Source organism: Morganella sp. HMSC11D09, assembly GCF_001807955.1.
GTDB lineage: Bacteria > Pseudomonadota > Gammaproteobacteria > Enterobacterales > Enterobacteriaceae > Morganella > Morganella morganii.
The window spans coordinates 1-524 of record NZ_KV791643.1; the positions used below are offsets into that span (position 1 = coordinate 1).

The 524-nt window shown below is 48.9% G+C and carries 1 protein-coding gene; it reads right to left on the reverse strand.

Annotated elements, in window-relative coordinates:
* A partial coding sequence (locus tag HMPREF3119_RS00405; protein WP_305777627.1) for a phage tail tape measure protein occupies positions 1-524 on the reverse strand: 524 nt, incomplete at both ends.

The window sequence follows — 524 nt, forward strand, 5'->3', positions numbered from 1 at the left end:
CGTTCCGCTTCTTTCTGCTCTTTATTGAAAGCACTCTGGGCGCTTTTACCCGCTTTCAGTTCCTTACTCAGCTTTTCCTGATTCCGGTAGGCTACCACCTGATTATCAATGTATTTCTGCCGGTTATCGGCAAATTCGGGTTTATTCAGCAGACCGATATCATCTGCGGCAAACTCAGCCTGCCGGATAACACGGGCTTCCCCTGTCAGTGCGGACAGTTCTTTGTCCCGCTCTGATTTCTGAATGAAATCCTGCTGTTTTTCGCTGAGAGGCGCTGCCGGGATACGCATCGGGCTGTTAACCAGAGCCAGACGGTTGGTCAGGATCTGATTTCCGGCAGACATTATCCGGTTAAATTCGCTATGCTCCGCATTCACCATCAGTAATGAATGGCGCATATTATTCTGGGCAGCAGACTGCTGACGAATAAGAAAATCACGCTGACTTTCGACCGCCTTCAGTGCTGACTGAATATCTTCCGATTTTTTGCTCAGCTCATTCAGTCTGCTCTGTTCAACCGAAAG